Genomic DNA, 410 nt, shown 5'->3' with positions numbered 1-410 from the left:
GTTCGTGCGGCGACTTCATGTCACAGCCCGGTTTGACGACGATCTTTCCGGCTTTGGTCTCCCGCAGATCGGCCTCGTTCATCTCGGTCATGAAGCGGGTGGAGCCGCAGATCACGACGATACGCGGGAGGCTCAGCAGCTTCTTCGCGTCGGCGAGCTTCTCCTCGGGGGTGAGCAGTTGCGGGTATGACACTGGTTCCTCCTGGTGGTGTGGTCCAAGGGGTGCCTGCGGGGACGAGAACGAGGGTGTCCAAGATTGTTTTGTGACGAATGATGTGGACACCCTCGCGACAGCACTCTGTGCGGCGACCGACGACATGCTGAAGGAGCATTCAGACCTGGCGCCGTGGCGCCCGCCGGTCGGCATGACGTCCCGCCTGAGCGATGCCGAACTGGTCACCCTCGCCACG

At 62.9% G+C, this 410-nt stretch carries 2 pseudogenes; one reads left to right on the top strand and one right to left on the bottom strand.

The features are described from left to right. A pseudogene (locus tag KVT45_RS55175) lies at positions 1 to 193 on the bottom strand (hypothetical protein); the annotation flags it as partial. 70 nt (positions 194 to 263) lie between these two features. Here KVT45_RS55175 and KVT45_RS58345 point away from each other — a divergent pair. Beyond that, positions 264 to 410: pseudogene (locus KVT45_RS58345) on the top strand (IS982 family transposase); the annotation flags it as partial.

The organism is Streptomyces sp. GbtcB6, from assembly GCF_019091475.1.
Classification (GTDB): domain Bacteria; phylum Actinomycetota; class Actinomycetes; order Streptomycetales; family Streptomycetaceae; genus Streptomyces; species Streptomyces hyaluromycini.
Note: the sequence above shows the minus strand (reverse complement) of the source record. Positions and strands in the feature narration are given on the sequence as shown.